General features: G+C 60.6%; 9 protein-coding genes. 3 read left to right on the top strand and 6 right to left on the bottom strand.

All coding sequences use genetic code 11. The features are described from left to right. Positions 1-227 precede the first annotated feature (227 nt). Together RCAS_RS17650 and RCAS_RS23450 are read left to right on the top strand one after the other, a co-directional pair. On the top strand, positions 228-2,927 hold the full coding sequence (locus RCAS_RS17650) for an ATP-binding protein (RefSeq protein ID WP_012121893.1): 2,700 nt from the start codon (positions 228-230) through the stop codon (positions 2,925-2,927). Next, positions 2,875-4,317, top strand: coding sequence for a DUF11 domain-containing protein (locus RCAS_RS23450; RefSeq protein WP_083760332.1), 1,443 nt, complete (start codon positions 2,875-2,877; stop codon positions 4,315-4,317). Before RCAS_RS17650 ends, RCAS_RS23450 begins: the two co-directional genes overlap by 53 nt. Positions 4,318-5,826: 1,509 nt before the next feature. Here RCAS_RS23450 and RCAS_RS17635 read toward each other — a convergent pair. From RCAS_RS17635 to coaBC, 6 genes are all read right to left on the bottom strand, one after another. Then, entirely contained in the window at positions 5,827-9,402 is a 3,576-nt protein-coding gene (locus RCAS_RS17635; protein WP_012121891.1) for a S8 family serine peptidase, read from the bottom strand. A gap of 114 nt (positions 9,403-9,516) precedes the next feature. Further along, a complete protein-coding gene (locus RCAS_RS17630; protein ID WP_012121890.1) occupies positions 9,517-10,281 on the bottom strand; it encodes a prepilin peptidase in 765 nt (254 codons plus the stop codon). A gap of 11 nt (positions 10,282-10,292) precedes the next feature. After that, positions 10,293-11,144, bottom strand: coding sequence for a shikimate dehydrogenase (aroE, locus tag RCAS_RS17625; protein WP_012121889.1), 852 nt, complete (start codon positions 11,142-11,144; stop codon positions 10,293-10,295). Next, positions 11,129-12,238: an endolytic transglycosylase MltG gene (mltG, locus tag RCAS_RS17620; protein ID WP_012121888.1), complete on the bottom strand. Its 1,110-nt coding sequence runs from the start codon at positions 12,236-12,238 to the stop codon at positions 11,129-11,131. Before mltG ends, aroE begins: the two co-directional genes overlap by 16 nt. 18 nt (positions 12,239-12,256) lie before the next feature. Next, positions 12,257-13,366 carry a HEAT repeat domain-containing protein gene (locus RCAS_RS17615; protein ID WP_012121887.1) on the bottom strand — a complete coding sequence of 370 codons (1,110 nt, stop codon included), beginning with the start codon at positions 13,364-13,366 and terminating at the stop codon, positions 12,257-12,259. A gap of 7 nt (positions 13,367-13,373) precedes the next feature. Beyond that, positions 13,374-14,609, bottom strand: coding sequence for a bifunctional phosphopantothenoylcysteine decarboxylase/phosphopantothenate--cysteine ligase CoaBC (gene coaBC, locus RCAS_RS17610; protein ID WP_012121886.1), 1,236 nt, complete (start codon positions 14,607-14,609; stop codon positions 13,374-13,376). 96 nt (positions 14,610-14,705) lie between these two features. Here coaBC and RCAS_RS17605 point away from each other — a divergent pair, with 96 nt between their 5' ends. Next, complete coding sequence (locus RCAS_RS17605) at positions 14,706-15,872, top strand: pyridoxal phosphate-dependent aminotransferase (protein ID WP_012121885.1); 1,167 nt, start codon at positions 14,706-14,708, stop codon at positions 15,870-15,872. Positions 15,873-15,911: the final 39 nt, after the last annotated feature.

The following is a 15,911-nucleotide window of genomic DNA, read 5'->3' as shown; positions in this document are numbered from 1 at the left end:
GCAGATGAGCCGGGTGCCAGGCGAATGACATTTCTTGACGTGATATATGTACGGTTGATCGTTTGGAAAAGGTTCCGGCGAAATGACAACCTGTTCATTGCATCATTGACGGTTTTCTTATCCTGATCGGTTTTTTTTGCGCTTGATACACTGGGATGAGAAGGCTATAATGAACCCGTCAAGTTGGGCATTGTATCAGTCATTGATGGGATAAAGGCCGGGTTGATATGCGCGGCGTTGTATCGGTTTTCCGCTCACAAATCCGATACAAAATCATCTTTCCTTACCTCGCGCTGACCCTCGTTGTGATGATGACGGGTGCGGCGATTGCGGTCGGTCTGGTGGCGGCTTCGTGGGAAGAACGCCTCCAGAATCAGCTGGCGCAGGTGGCGCGCAACTCGACGGATGCGCTTGTGCGGCGTGAGCGCAATCATTTGGAATTTCTGCGTCAGGTGGTGTTTGCGCCTGCCAATAACGATATTCCGGCGGTGGCGGATGCCTTTGCCGGCGGAGACGCCGATCAGGTGATGCGCGCGCTCGATCCGTACTATCGGTTCGGCGTGGGCAGCGTCAATCTCGATTTTGATCGCATGATCGCGTTTGACCGCGATGGTAAGACATTGGTGGATTGGCTGCGCGTTTCGGAGAATCCTGCCGATCCCCCGGTGCGGATTACAACGACCGATCTCTCGGGCCTGGATTTTGTCCGCTTGATCATCTCCGGCGGGACGATCGATGGAAACGACAAGTTCTCGAACCTGATCTATTTTGCGCCGGATGTGCAACCATATTTTTATACGGTGGCGCCGGTGCGCAGAGAGAATCAAGTGGTCGGCGGCGTGCTGATCGCGGTTAAGTGTGATCGGTTGCTCCAGTCGCTTGAGCGCAGCAGTCAGGCGGCAGTGACCACATTTTACGATCTGTCGGGGCGGGCTATTAGCACGACGCTGCTGCCGCGCGCGGAGTTGAGCGCGCTCGACATGCCGCCGCAGGTGTTGCAGGCGCTGCTCAGCGGTCAGGCGCAGTCGATTTTTACGGTCGAACTGCGCCAGCGCGGGTATCAACTGGCGTATAGTCCGCTGGTCATTGCCAATGCACAGGTGGGGTATTTCTCGGTCGGTCTGTCACGCGATTTTCAGGTGCAGCAGTTATCGTTGAGCCGGAATGTGGTCGTTGCCATTGCCATGGTGCTGGCAGCCGGATCGGTGATTCTGGGGTACCAGATTGCTCGACGAATCACACGTCCGCTGTCGGACCTGGTAGCAACGGCGGAGGCAGTGACCGGCGGCGATCTCGAGGCGCGCTCGACGGTGATGTCGCCCGATGAGTTCGGTCGTCTGGCGCTGGCGTTCAATCAGATGACTGAGCACCTGGCGCGGCTGTACCGCACCAGCCGTGATCTCAATCAGGCGATTGAAGTGACGCCGGTGTTGAAGGTGACTGAACGCTCAGTGCGATCCTTGCTGCCCGATATTGATGTCCTGGCGTTGATCGCAGAGGAAGGAGCGCTACGGTATCATATTGATGAGGAATTGCCGGGAATTGTTCGCAGCCTGCGGCATATTCGGGTGCCGTTGAGCGACCCGCTGGTGCAAGAACTTGCTGCAATACAACGAGTTGTGCAGGTGTCTCCTGATGAAGAGCCGCGTCTGGCGTCGTTTGGTCTGACGCAAGTCGCCGGGTATCAGAGCTTGATCCTGTCACCACTGGTGGTGCAGGGAGAACCGGCGGGCCTGTTGATCCTGGCACATCGCAACCCCCATGCGTTCGACAGTAGTATATTGCCGTCGCTGATCGCAATTGCTAATATGACCACCAGCGTGCTCTACAATGCGGTGCTCTTTGATCGGGTCCAGAGCGAAGCGCTGCGGCGGCGCGCGATTCTTGAGTCGATTGCCGATGGGGTGATTGTGCTGGATCGCCAACGGTATATCGTGATCGTCAATCGTGCTGCTGAGCAGATGCTGAATATGCACGACTGGCAGTTCGTTCGACGTTCCTTCAGTGAAATTCCACTCGTGCGTGTCAATGTCCGGCATGAAGTGTTCAGCGAAAATGGTACAGGACATCGCGAGCATTTCCGTTTTGGCGATCGCGTATTGAGCCTGAGCAGCGCGCCGGTGATCACGGGAGAAGGTTATCAAATTGGTGAAGTGGTTGTTTTGCATGATATTTCGGCGGAAGCGGCAGTTGATCGCGCGAAAACGGATTTCATTGCCACCGTTTCGCATGAATTGCGCTCACCGTTGACCGTGATCTACGGCTATGTCGATCTGTTGCTTCGCGGACTGGTTGGGGAATTGAGTGGCGATCAGTATGATTTGCTCGAAGCAGTGCGGAATCGGGTTGAATTGATGAACAATATTGTCAAAAATGTTATTCTGGTCGCCAGCATTGAAGCCAATACGCTTCAGACCGATCTGGCCCCTCAGGATGTGCGGCGTCTCATCGATGAGACGATTGCGCCGATGCGCAAGGCGTTCGAGCGTAAGGGTCTGACATTGACGGTGAATACGCCAGACGATCTGCCGCCGGTACGCGCAGACCGTGAACAACTGATGATTATCCTTGGGCAGGTGATCGATAATGCCCGCCGCTATACGCCGCAAGGCGAAGTGGCGATCACGGCGCATCGGCGCGATGATGGGATGGTGCAGATCGATGTTGCTGACACGGGTCCCGGCATTCCTGCCGATCAGATGCCACGCCTGTTTACCCGTTTCTTCCGTGTGGAAGGCAATAATTCGCCTGAGCGCGGCAGCGGTCTTGGTCTGGTGATTACACGACAACTGGTTGAGCGCCACGGTGGCAAAGTGTGGGCGCAAAGCGAAGTTGGGCGCGGCAGCACATTTAGCATAGCACTCCCTATCGCCCATGAGTACTCAGACGCCATCTCCAGCCCACGCGCAACGCAGGCGACAGCCTGAACCACTGCGCTGGATCATCGCCTCAGCTTTGCTCCTGGCGCTGCTGTCGATCTGCTGTGTGGCAGAAGTTGTGACGCGCACGCTCGTTCCTCGCAATATGGCAACTGCGCTGAATCTCCTTTCGAAGGACCGTGCTGACTATAGCCCTTGGCTGATCCCCCTCGATATTGCTGCGATTCCGCCCGAAGCCGCCGCTGCGGAGGCAGCCGAGCGCGCAACGGCGACCAGTATCGCAGCGCGGGGTACGCCAACTCCTATTATCGTTGGGAGTGTTCCGACTGCGCCGGTGCCGGTGGTGCCGCCAGCGCTCGATGCACCAACGCCAACTCCTGGTGATGTGCTCGTTGTGGAACCGCCAACGGTGACGCCGCGTTCGGTTGGCGCCTTGCCGACCAGTACGCCGGTTGTTGCAACCTTTGAACCCGCTACGAATACGCCAACTGTACCGTCGGCGAACCAGCCGACTGCGACAACCACTGCTTCGCCGGTCATCCAGCCAACCGAAACGCCGCGAGGAGAGCAACAACCGACCAGTACGCCGCAACCGACCAGTACGCCGCGTCCGGTGTCACCCACGCCACTGCCGCCAACTGCTACGTTAACGCCGGTTATCCCGACTGAGACACCGACGCCGGTTCCGCCGACGCCGACGTTCACGCCGCAGCCAACGCCGACGCCGGTTCCACCGACGCCGGTTCCGCCGACGCCGACGTTCACGCCGCAGCCAACGCCGACGCCGGTTCCACCGACACCGGTTCCGCCGACGCCGACGTTCACGCCGCAGCCAACGCCGACGTTCACGCCGCAGCCGACGCCGACGTTCACGCCGCAGCCGACGCCGACGTTCACGCCGCAGCCGACGCCGACGTTCACGCCGCAGCCGACGCCGACGTTCACGCCGCAGCCGACCGAGACGCCAACGCCGACGTTCACGCCGCAGCCGACGCCGACGCCGACCGAGACGCCAACGCCCGCCCCCAATGTTCAGGTGACAAAGAGCGTCTCTAGCAATCCTGTTCAGGTTGGTCAAACGGTTACGTGGACGATCAATGTGCTCAACACGGGAACGACAAATGTGACTATTACGCAGATTGAAGATACATTTGAGACGGGTAATTCTCTGGATCCTCCCCGATTTACCATTGGTTCTTGCAGCAGCCCACAGGGAGGTTCCTGTGCGATTGGATCATTTGCGATAGACGCAACATGGACGGGGAGCGTCGTTCTGTCGCCAGGACAAAGCATGCAACTCCAGATAAGCGGCGTCTTTGTGAGTCAACCGCCGTCTGGTAGCGATGCCCGGTGCAATACTCGCTGGGAAGTGGATGTCGCGGAGATCGGCACGATCCCTTCGAGCACGGCGTTGTGCGTTGATGTGTTGCCGCCTTAGAGACCGTTATTGGTTAAGGTCTTCCCCTCGTCACGACGAACATCGCACCTTTCCTGCGCTTGCTCCCGTTGGGGAGGGTCATTGCTCGCCAAATTGGGAACCGAACGCAGGGGGACCTGTCATGCGCAGAGCGGGCATACATGGCGTTGGGATGCGTCGTTGTGCCCTCACCCCCTGCCGGTGTTCGTGGTCATTGCGAGACCGGTGCAGCCAATCGAAGCACTCCTGTCATTGCGAGACCGGCGCAGCCAATCGAAGCACTCCTGTCATTGCGAGACCGGCGCAGCCAATCGAAGCACTCCCGTCATTGCGAGACCGGCGCAGCCGGTCGAAGCAATCTCCTCACTGCGCCACCGGCGCTACCAATTCCCTGTGCACATCCGGCATGGTCATCCCGAGCAGCGCGAGAGGGCGTGCGCGACCCGCGCAGATTCCGCGCTGCGCTCGGAATGACAAGTCGCTGCACTCGGAATGACAAGCATACGGCATCTTCAATCGTCATTGGTAGCAGCCAATCGAAGCACTCCCGTCATTGCGAGACCGGCGCAGCCGGTCGAAGCAATCTCCTCACTGCGCCACCGGCGCTACCAATTACCTGTGCACATCCGGCATGGTCATCCCGAGCAGCGCGAGAGGTCGTGCGCGACCCACTCAGATTCCTCGCTGCGCTCGGAATGACACGCATGCGGCATCGTCAATTCAGATTCCTCGCTGCGCTCGGAATGACACGCATGCGGCATCGTCAATCGTCATGGGTAGCAGCCAATCGAAGCACTCCCGTCATTGCGCGACCGGCGCAGCCGGTCGAAGCACTCCTGTCATTGCGAGACCGGCGCAGCCGGTCGAAGCAATCTCCTCACTGCGCCACCGGCGCTACCAATTCCCTGTGACCATCCGGCATAGTCATCCCGATCAGCGCGAGAGGGCGTGCGCGACCCGCGCAGATTCCGCGCTGCGCTCGGAATGACACGCATGCGGCATCTTCAATTCAGATTCCTCGCTGCGTTTACCCTGAGCGAAGCGAAGGGCTCGGAATGACAAGCATGCGGCATCTTCAATCGTCATTGGTAGCAGCCAATCGAAGCACTCCCGTCATTGCGAGACCGGCGCAGCCGGTCGAAGCAATCTCCTCACCCCCTGCCACGCTCCCGCACGCGGGAGCGAGGAGATCAGCGCCGCGCGCGCAGCCGTCCCCAGTGGGTGCGGCAGGACATCCGAAGAGCGTGCCAAACGTTCGCGCCCCCGCCTGCGAGACTACGAGAGGAGAAACCGTATCGCAAAAGATACTCGACACAGCGCCCGAATGCGATATGTCTGCTCTGGGCAGGCGCGTCGCGGCGTACACGTGTTTTGCGTTGGGCGTCCTGATGACTGAGACCCCTGCTTTGCCACGCACAGCACCCGTTCTCTTCGCCAGGATGAAGAGAGGGCAGGAGGACAACTCCGCCGCGACCGACGCCTGGAGCCGGGTGGGCGCCCGGTGGAGATGCCTCCTGCTTGTGCAGAAGATCACGGCGTTGTGACGATCGGCAAAAAGATCCGATATGGTTCAGGCGGCGCAGTGCTTGCCAGGCGGGTGCTGTGCAAGGTGATCACCTCAGTCTGAGCGTCCGCCGGATTGTGGTGATAGAGCAGCAGCACATCCTGCGTGCGGCGCGACGCCAGCGCATCCTGATTGACAACGCCGGTAATCTGCGCGCCGTCGATGCCGAAGAAGAAGGGGGTCGGCAATCCGGCGCGAACGACGCCCGCATCAGGAAGCGTGTTGAGCGGCGCGGCCGCCGGCGAGCGGAGATCGTAGGTAATAGCGCCGCTGGCGGGCACGCGGTCGATTCGCTCGGTAAATTCGCCCGCGTCACGCGCATATGTTTCGACATAATACTTGAACACCGGTGTCGCAGGGGAGAGACCGAGGAATCCTGCGGTTGTCGCCAATGCCATCACTGATGTATCGAATGGTGCGCTGTCGAGGAATGGTGCGAGCGAAGGCGGAGGGATAAAGTTCCAGTCAGTCAGGCGCAATACGGTCAGCGTGCCATCTGGCTGAATCTGATACAGAATAGCGCGGAACACATCGTTGGGGCGGGTGAATCCACTCGTCCCACTCACCGGGAGTATAGCGCCAAGACTTGTATTGACCAGCACAAATTCAGGGATGTCATCCGGCGGTCCTGATCCATCGGGACCGGTTGTACTGATGTAGACGCGATACTGCACCTCATTCGGCGTTGCCCAGGCGCCATATCCCGCCAGCCCAAAGAAAATAACCGTATTGTTGCCTTCCCAGCCGCGCGCCAGGTAACTGCCGGTCACACCGACGTAGCGAATATCGGCAGGGCGCAGGTTTGGCGCCAATCCGGTGATCTGCGGACTGCGACCTTCAGGCGCGAGTTCGTAGGCGCTCACCAATGGCGTCTGCGCGCCGCGCGGCGATACCGCTTGATTGCGCGCGCCACCATTGCGTAGCGGAATGCTAAAGGTGGCGGCATCGGTCGGAATCGTCACCTCAGATTGGGTCGCCGCGAGATCCGAAGCGGATTTCGGAACGATCTGAAAAGGGACTCGTGTCGTCTGTTCGTTGATCAACCGTCCGCGACCGGTGAAGCCACGAAGACTCCAGGAAGCATTGCCGCCGCCGATCACCAGGATCACTTCGCCAGAGCCGGCAACGAACTCTTTGCTGGCTGCCGATGACGACGTGGCAGGCGAACTGCCGGCGCGGAGGAAGCGCACTTTGTGGTTGCCAGGACTCGTCACGCTGAACGCGCTGACTGAGCCGACCGGCAGATTGCCAACCAGCAGCGCACCGTCGAGATAGACATCAACGGCTGAACCGTCGCGCAGCGGATTGCCGTTGAAAACGTGCAGCATCACCGCATCACGCGACACAGAAGGATCGGGAACGTTGTCGACCAGCGCCAGTCGCGGATTGCGCCACGAGCCGTATACGACAATCGTATAATCGCGCCCATCAACCACATCGAACTCCCCGGCGACCAGCGGCGGAGATGTGAGCGGCGCTCCTGGCTGAAACGCCCGCACCAGTTTGCGCCCTGGACTGAACGCGCGGTATCTGCCAACCCGTCCAGGACTGATCGATGATTCGAGCGGTTGGTCATCGACATAAACCGTGACACCATCGAAGTCGCCGGCATGCGCTGAACGGATGCGCGCGCCGAGCGTACTGCGAATCTCGATGACGCCGCTATGCTCCGCCATATAGTACCGCTCGAAAACCGGTGGATCGCCGATCTGTCGCTGCGGCGTCGTCTCGTCGCGAGTAAAGTCGAGCGCAGCCGGATCGACGGAAATGGTAACCGGCACCTCCAGAGTATGCCCCGGTGGCGCCTCATACGGACCGGACGGCGTTTCGATCAGCACCCCTTGCTCCGCAGCCGCGATCACCGGAGCGAGACGCAAGGTGCGTGTATGACTACCGCTGTTTGTGATCCGCAGCGTCTTCTGGAACTGTTGTGTCCGATTGATCCATGGCGCTCCAAAGGACAACGCAACGGATGAAGGACTCTCGGCATCGAACGCCAGCACATCATAGGCGAACAACGTCGATACATCGAGCCTGCCGGCGCCGGCGAGCGATGGCGGATACAGGTTGCCGGATGCATCGCGCGCGGGGCGCGCCGCATTCATCAGCGCCGTCTTGATTTGCTCAGGCGTCCACGCCGGATGCAGTTGGCGCAGAAGGGCTGCTGTGCCTGCGACGTGCGGTGCAGCTATCGATGTTCCGCTGAGCGCCTGCGCGCCTATCCCCGATCCCGCGGCAGCAGAGCGGATTGCCAATCCTGGCGCAACCAGGTCGGGTTTGAGTATTCTGGCGCGCTGTGGACCGCGCGATGTCAGCAGATCGAGACTGTCGGGCGGCAGTGACGGGTCGCGCCCGGTATCGACCGAAGCGCCGACGGTGATGGCCCGACCGGCGGAGGCGGGCGAATTGACACTGTAAAACGTGTTGCCGGTATCGCCGGCAGCGACCACGACCACAACTCCGGCTTCCACTGCCCGATTGATCGCGACAACGTCCGGGTCGGTCTCGCCGCCGAACGGCGAACCCAGTGAAATATTCAACACATCGACCAGGCGATCATCCGTGTTGCCATCGCCATTCGGATCAATCGCATAGTCGATAGCGCGGGTAAGAAACGTGGTTGTGCCACGGCAACCGAAGATTTTCAAGGCGACGAGCGTGGCGCCGGGGGCAACGCCGGGCAAAACGAGAAAATCGTTGAATGGAACGCTTGCCGAATAGATACCGCGATAGGTGCGACCGGCGGCATCGACGCCATAACCGGCAGCAATCCCGGCCACATGCGTGCCATGACCGCCGCTGATGCGCCGCGCAGCATCGGCGCCGTCTCCGGCGCAGTCGAGCGGATCGGGATCGGGAAAGGGAAGGGGCGACCCAAATTGCCCTGACGCATCATACGCGTCGCCGACAAAATCGTACCCTGCGATAACTTTTTCGGTCGGAAACGTGCCGGGTTCAATGATGGTCGGATTGTTGGAATGGAACGCCGTCGATGTGCCGGGTCCCCCAAATGTGGCATGTGTGTAGTCGATGCCGCTGTCGATAATGCCAATGCGCACGCCATTGCCGATCAGTTGACCGGTCGCGCTCCAGAACTGTGGCGCGCCGATAAATGTGAGCGCGCGGTCAGCCGAACGTTCCTTCGGTGTGATGATGTGGATGTTCGCCACGCCTGGCAGACTGCGGAGCGCGCTCAGTTGATCCGGCGTGACTGCAACGGCAATGCCGTTATATGCAGTATGCACCTCGAACAGAACAGGAATGTTCGCTGCCGCCAGAAGATGCCGGAGCGTTGGGATGTCGGCGCCGACGGTTTGAGGCGCGAGCATGCCTTCGGCAGATGGTGATGCGTTGGTGTCGCCGAGCGCGAGCATCACGGTGAGAGGCTGACGGCGGTTCGTGTAGCCCGGTGGCGGCATAGCGCTAGAGAGACCGATGGTAAAAGGTTCTTCCCCTGTTTCATACGCATGGGACGCGGAAGGAAGAAGCATTGCAGACAGGGCAATACCGAAAACGGCAGCCAGCAGTGTCAGCCGTTGCATAGCACAGGTCTTTTTCTGCACACAGAATAACGTCGGACTTATCTTATCATACGACACAACCGCGTAGAATGACGATTTGTTCACTAAAACGGACGCATGGACTTGACAAATTGTTTATGAAAAGGGACGCGGACCGGCAAGCCCCCAGATGATCAGGTAGATGAGGGCGCCAATACACAGGAATGTGCCATAGGAAATGTACTGCGGCGTATCGCGTTTGCCGAAGCGCCGCAGGATCATGAGGATCGCCGAGAAGGCGCCGGCCAGGAGCATGCCGTAGAGAAGAGCGCCGGGCAGGTTGGTTAATCCAAGCGCAGCGCCGATGAACATCCCAAGGTACACGTCTCCAAGCCCGAACGGCGCGCGATGCGCCGGAAATAGCGCGCGCGCCAGTACATAAAAAATGACAAATAAGATACCGGCTATCAAGAGACCCGCCAATGCATTCAGCACACTGTGAAATGGAACGACGAACGCGACGGCGGTCGCCGCCAGCGTGGCGCTGAGGGTTGGAAGGGTGTAGATGAGGCGATGCTGCCAATCGATAGCGCCGGTCACAATGAGCACGGCTGCCACTACACTGCCGTAGACCATGCTGATGCTCAGGTGATGCTGAAGGTAGAGCAGGACCAGCGTTGCAGCAGTGATGAGGTCCACTAGAGGATAGAGCGCATCGAGGCGTTGACCGCAACAGCGGGCGCGTCCACCCTGCGTCAGCCATCCGATGAGCGGCAGAACCTGCCACCATGCCAGTGGTTGACCGCAACGGGTGCACCGGGGCCAACCGCCAAATCCCTGCTCACGCGGCAGGCGAATGATGATCAGGTTTAGCAATGCGCCAAGGAGCAAGCCGGTCAGAGCGACAAGCACAATATCCACATCAGTGCCACCTATGCAGCCATGCTGCGCGCCTGATCGAATGCGGCAAACATCACGTCGAGCGGCGCAGGCGCACCAGTCCAGCGCTCGAACGACAACGCCGCCTGTCGCACCAGCATGCCGCGCCCATCGAGCGTCGATGCGCCAGCCTGCGCTGCCTCACGCAGCAAGCGTGTCGGCTGATACACCATGTCGAACACCAGCGCCGTCGCCGGGATCAGATAGCCCGGCAGCGGGGTTTCGTCGCGATGCCAGCCGAGCGATGTGGCATTGATAATCACATCCGCTGCGCGAATCGCGTCTGGAACATCCGGGTCATCGAGCGCCAGCGCGCGCAGATACGGGTCGTCATCGCGGCTGGCGAGCACATCCGCCAGCAATTCCTCAGCGCGCTCCAAAGTGCGATTGATGACGGTCAGCATCGATGCTCGCGCGCCGATCAGCGCAAATGCCGCAGCACGGGCAGCGCCGCTAGCTCCCAGGATCACCACGCGCCTGCCTGCCGGATCAACACCGGCATCCTCCCGGAGCGTCGCAATGGTGGCAGGCGCGTCGGTGTTGCACCCTTCGAGTTGTCCATCGGGGAGACGCACAATCGTGTTGACCGCGCCGATCTGCGCTGCCAGAGGATCGAGTCGATCAAGAAGCCGCACCACGGCAATCTTGTGCGGCAGTGTTACGTTAGCGCCCAAGACATGCGGCGCGCGCAACGAAGCGACACGCGCCGGCAGTGCTGCGCTGCTCGTCTGCCAGCGTTCGTAGCGCGCCGCAATGCCCAGATGCTCGAACGCGGCATGGTGCAGAAAGGGCGACAGGCTATGGCTCACCGGATCGCCGATGACGCCGGTTAACGCGATGGACATGTCAGATACTCCCGCTCGAAGCGCTGAAACTCCTCGAAGGTGACGGCAAAATTGTGCGCGCCAGGGTTTGTGCACGATGCAACAAAGTAGAGATAGGGCGCCGACTCGTCTGGACGGGCAGCGGCGCGGAGCGCTGCAAGACCGGGGCTGGCAATCGGTCCGGGGGGCAAACCCGGATTGACGCGCGTGTTATACGGGCTGGCGATCCCATTGATCTCATCACTGCTCAACGAGTCGAGTCGGGGCCACCAGTTGCCGCGTTGTCCCAGAATGTACTGGATGGTCGGATCGGCGCCCAATTTGCCGCCGCCGGTTTCGGCGAGGTTTTCGGGTTTGAGGCGATTCCAGAAGACGGCAGCGATCTTGGGCATTTCGTCCTCACGCGCTGCTTCGCGCTGGACGATTGACGCCATCGTCACAATTTCGTGCACACTCACGCGCGGCGCCGTGACATCGCGCTCGAATGTGGCATACTGCTCATCGAAACGGTCGAGCATGATTTCGATCACTTCGGTAACGGTGGCCGTCACCGCGAAGCGATAGGTATCGGGAAACAGATACCCTTCCAGGCTGGCGCCGGGTGGCAGGCTATTGAGATAGAAGTGTTGCGGTTGAAACGCCGCCCCGTTTCGCGCGGTGCGCAAGAATGCCTGTTCCGTGACATTGATCAGTCCGGCTGTGGCAAGTTGCTCGGCGATTTCTTCGAGTCGCGACCCTTCGATGATGGTCACCTGCACTTCCTCGACACGACTGTTCTGGAGCGCGGCAATAATTTCGCTCATCGTCATATTGGCGCGCAGCAGGTAGCGACCGGCCTGCAATTCGCCGTCGAGACCCCGGAGGCGCACCAGGATGGTAAAGAGCAACGGTTGGCGCACCAGATTCGCTGCGCCGAGACGGGTGGCAATAACGCTGGCGCTATCGCCGGGTTCAACGATAAACTCGACCGGCGCAGCATCGGTTCCTGCCGGGCGTCGTATTTCGCTCAGCAGGAGATAGCCGGCACACGCAACACTCAATGCGAGCAGCGCAATGCCGAGGAAGATAGCACGCAGCGTTTTGGCGAAAGCAGTTGCACGGACAGCGTCAGCCATGGTTCTTCGTGGTCTCCATTATGGCGTTGGCGTTGGCAGCGGCGGCGTTTCGACCGGCACATCCGCAGGAGCGGTGACCAGCGATGCACTGATCCACCCGCTGCCGTCTACGCTGCGAATCTGGGAAGACGGAGCGGTTGGCGAACCGAGTTGCACGCGGTACCATGCGCCATCAGAGGTCACTCCCAGGAACACCAGCGTATCTCCGGCTGTCACACTGCCGATGACATTGTCGGGCAGGCGCGCTGGCGTTGCGCGCACATTGCCAGAAGTCACCACGATTCCCGTCCGTTCTGACGGATTGACGGGGACCGGCGTCGGTGGGGATGGCGCTGGCGGCGCCGTTGGCGTCTGCACCGGCGTTGGCGGCGTTAGCGCCGCCTGTGGCGCTGTGGTACGCATTGGCGGCGCGATGATCACCGGCGCCGGTTCGACTCGCCCCACCTGACTTAATTCGTCGCGCAATTCGGTCAGCACGCTCCAGGCGAAGATTAACGAAACGAGCATCAAGACACAGGCGATGGCAGTTTTGACCAGTTCGGCGACACGCGCCAGCAGGGTGCGGCTCTGCATCTGTTCCAGCACAACGCGCGCCGTATCACCAACCGACTCGCCCCAACTGGTTTTACTGCGATCGGTTCGCGCAACGCGGCGCAGTTCCAGCAGTGCGCGCGCATCGCCCACGGTCGCCAGGGCGCGAATCGCGCCCCAGCGCACATTACTATTCGGATGGCGGAGCGCCTCCACCAGCGGACCGGCGGCGCGCCCGTCGCCGATCTGCCCTAATGCCTCCGTTGCGCGGTACGCCAGCAGCCAGGGTTCATGGGTGCGCAGCGCCTCGATCAACGCCGGAACCGCCGGTTCACCAAGCGCCGTAAGGTCATCGACAGCGCGTGCGTGCAGCGGATGACCGGGATCGCCGAGCGCGTCGATCAGCGTCATCAGACGCTGCCGTAGCGCAGCATTGGCAATGTTCGCGCTCACCCGCCGGTCGGGCGTCGTCAACGTGCGGGTCACCTGCACCATACCGCGCGCGGTTGCTGGCGCGTCGGTTGCCCCGTCGTCAGTCGCGTCCGCGGACGAGCCATTGACATCGTCCGGCTTCTTAGGGTCGTCGGGTTGGGTCATGGGCACGTCAATCGTGTGCAGCGCCGAGGTCAAGTCTCGAATCGCTCCACCGCGCTGCGCATCGTTCAACAATCGCGTCGAGCAAGAGTTCCGCCGCTTCAGTTTTGGGCAGCAGCGGCAGTCGTTCGATTCCCTGGGCATCGATCAGGATCAACTGAATATCTTCCGAACCAATGCTGGCGACTGCCTCATTCGCCACAATCATATCAAGCCCCTTGCGTTCGAGTTTATCGCGCGCATACGTCAGAAGATCGTGGGTTTCGGCGGCGAATCCGATCTTGACCAGATCGCGCCGATGCGCGATACTGGCAAGAATATCAGGATTGCGCACCAGGCGGATCGTCAACTCTTCATCGTCGCCCTTCTTGATTTTTTGCCCGGCAACGATGGCTGGTCGAAAATCGGCGACGGCAGCGTTCATGATTAACAGATCGGCATCAGCAATGGCAGATTCGACCTCGCGTTGCATTTCGAGCGCCGTCTCGACGCGCACCAGCGTGACAGCGGCTGGCGGTTGCACCCTCGCCGGGCCACTGATCAGCGTGACAGATGCGCCGCGGTCACGGGCCGCCGCAGCAATGGCATATCCCATTCTGCCCGATGCGCGATTGCCGATGAACCGGACCGGATCGATCGGTTCGTGCGTGCCGCCAGCCGTGACGACCACGCGGCGTCCGCGTAGCGGACCGGATGTTCGCCCAAGGAGCGCGCGGATTTCTGCTTCGATGATCCATGGCTCTGGCAATCGTCCGCGCCCGATCACCGGTTCCGCCATGCGTCCATATTCCGGTTCGATCACCGTCACGCCGCGTTGCCGCAGGAGCGCAATATTCGCCTGCGTCGCCGGATGCTCGTACATGCGCGGATTCATTGCCGGAGCAATCAGGATAGGGGCGGTTACAGCCAGCGCCGTGGTGGTGAGCAGATCGTCACACAACCCGGCGGCGAGTCGTGCAATCGTGTTGGCAGTAGCGGGCGCGATGACCAGCAGATCGGCGTGCTGACCGAGCGACACGTGCCCGACGACGCCGTCCTCGGGCAGCGTCCACATGTCATCGAGCACCGGGCGTCCCGTCAACGCCTGAAATGTTGCCGAGCCAACGAAACGTTGTGCTGCGGCGGTCATGATAACATCGACGATGGCGCCATCGAGCGTCAGATGACGGGCGAGTTCGGCGACTTTGTAGGCAGCGATGCTGCCGGTGACGCCAAGAAGAATGTGTTTGCCGGTCAGAATACTCATCTACCATACTCACCAGACGGCGATACGCTGCGTGTCACAGGCGCGGGCGCATTGTAGCACCGGCGACAAGCGGCGTCAATGAATGGGAGCAAGGCTATGCCGGGTTTTCTGGATGGCGAGGATCTCTCGCCCAACGCTATCGAGCGCGCTCGACAGGCAAGCGGCGAGTACATCGATCTGACGAGCAGCAATCCGACGCATCAGGGGCTGTTGTTTCCAGACGATGTTCTGCGTGAGGCGTCTGCCGCGTATTGGGCGAACCGCCGGTACGATCCGGACCCCCGCGGACTGTATGCGGCGCGTTTGGCGATTGCGCAGTACTACGCCGAACGCGCGCCGGCGCTATCGCTGCACGCCGATCAGATTGTCATAACGGCAAGCACCAGCGAGGCATACAGTTTGCTGTTTGCATTGCTGACCGATCCGGGCGATAATGTGCTGGCGCCGGCAATTACGTACCCGCTCTTCGAGTATCTGGCGATGGCGCATCAGATCGAACTGCGCCCATATGCGCTGGATGAACGGCGGGGCTGGCGCATCGATCCGACGAGCCTTCGTCTTCAGGCGGATGAGCGCACCCGCGCCGTGCTGGTCGTGTCGCCGCATAACCCGACCGGCGCCGTGCTTGCGTCGCGCGCGCCGGTGCTGCACGCCCTTGATCTTCCTATTATTTGCGATGAGGTGTTCGCCGCATTCCCGTATCGCGCCGCTACCGTGCCGCCGGTTGGCGCGCTCTACCCGGAATTGCCGGTCTTCCACCTGAACGGCATCTCGAAGATGTTTGCGCTGCCTGATCTGAAACTCGGCTGGATCGCACTGAACGATGCGGCGCACGACCGGTTTGGCGAACGTCTCGAAGTGCTCAACGACACCTTTCTCAGCGCCAATGCCCTGACACAGACCATGCTGCCGGCTATCTTTGAGCATGGTCGCGCATTCACCGCCGCCATGCACGAGCGCATCCGCCAATCGCTGGACATGGCAATCGCGCTCTTGTCCGGTTGCGATGTGGTGCGCGTGCATCCGCCGGATGGCGGGTATTATCTGTTTCCCGAAATCGTCGGATGGGGCGATGAAGAGGCGCTGATTCTCTATCTGCTCAAGCATGGTGTGCTGGTGCATCCGGGATACTTCTATGGCTATGAGCAGGGAGCGCACGTCGTTGTCTCGTGTCTGGTCGCCCCTTCGCAGTTGCGCGAGGGGATCGAACGCATGGTTGCGGCGCTTTCCGCATGGGTTTCAGCGCGCGACTCCTCATCATAGCGAACCATGTGGCATAGTAGTTGCAAAAAATGCTTGACA

Source organism: Roseiflexus castenholzii DSM 13941 (genome assembly GCF_000017805.1).
GTDB lineage: Bacteria > Chloroflexota > Chloroflexia > Chloroflexales > Roseiflexaceae > Roseiflexus > Roseiflexus castenholzii.
This window is presented reverse-complemented; position numbering and strand designations above follow the sequence as displayed.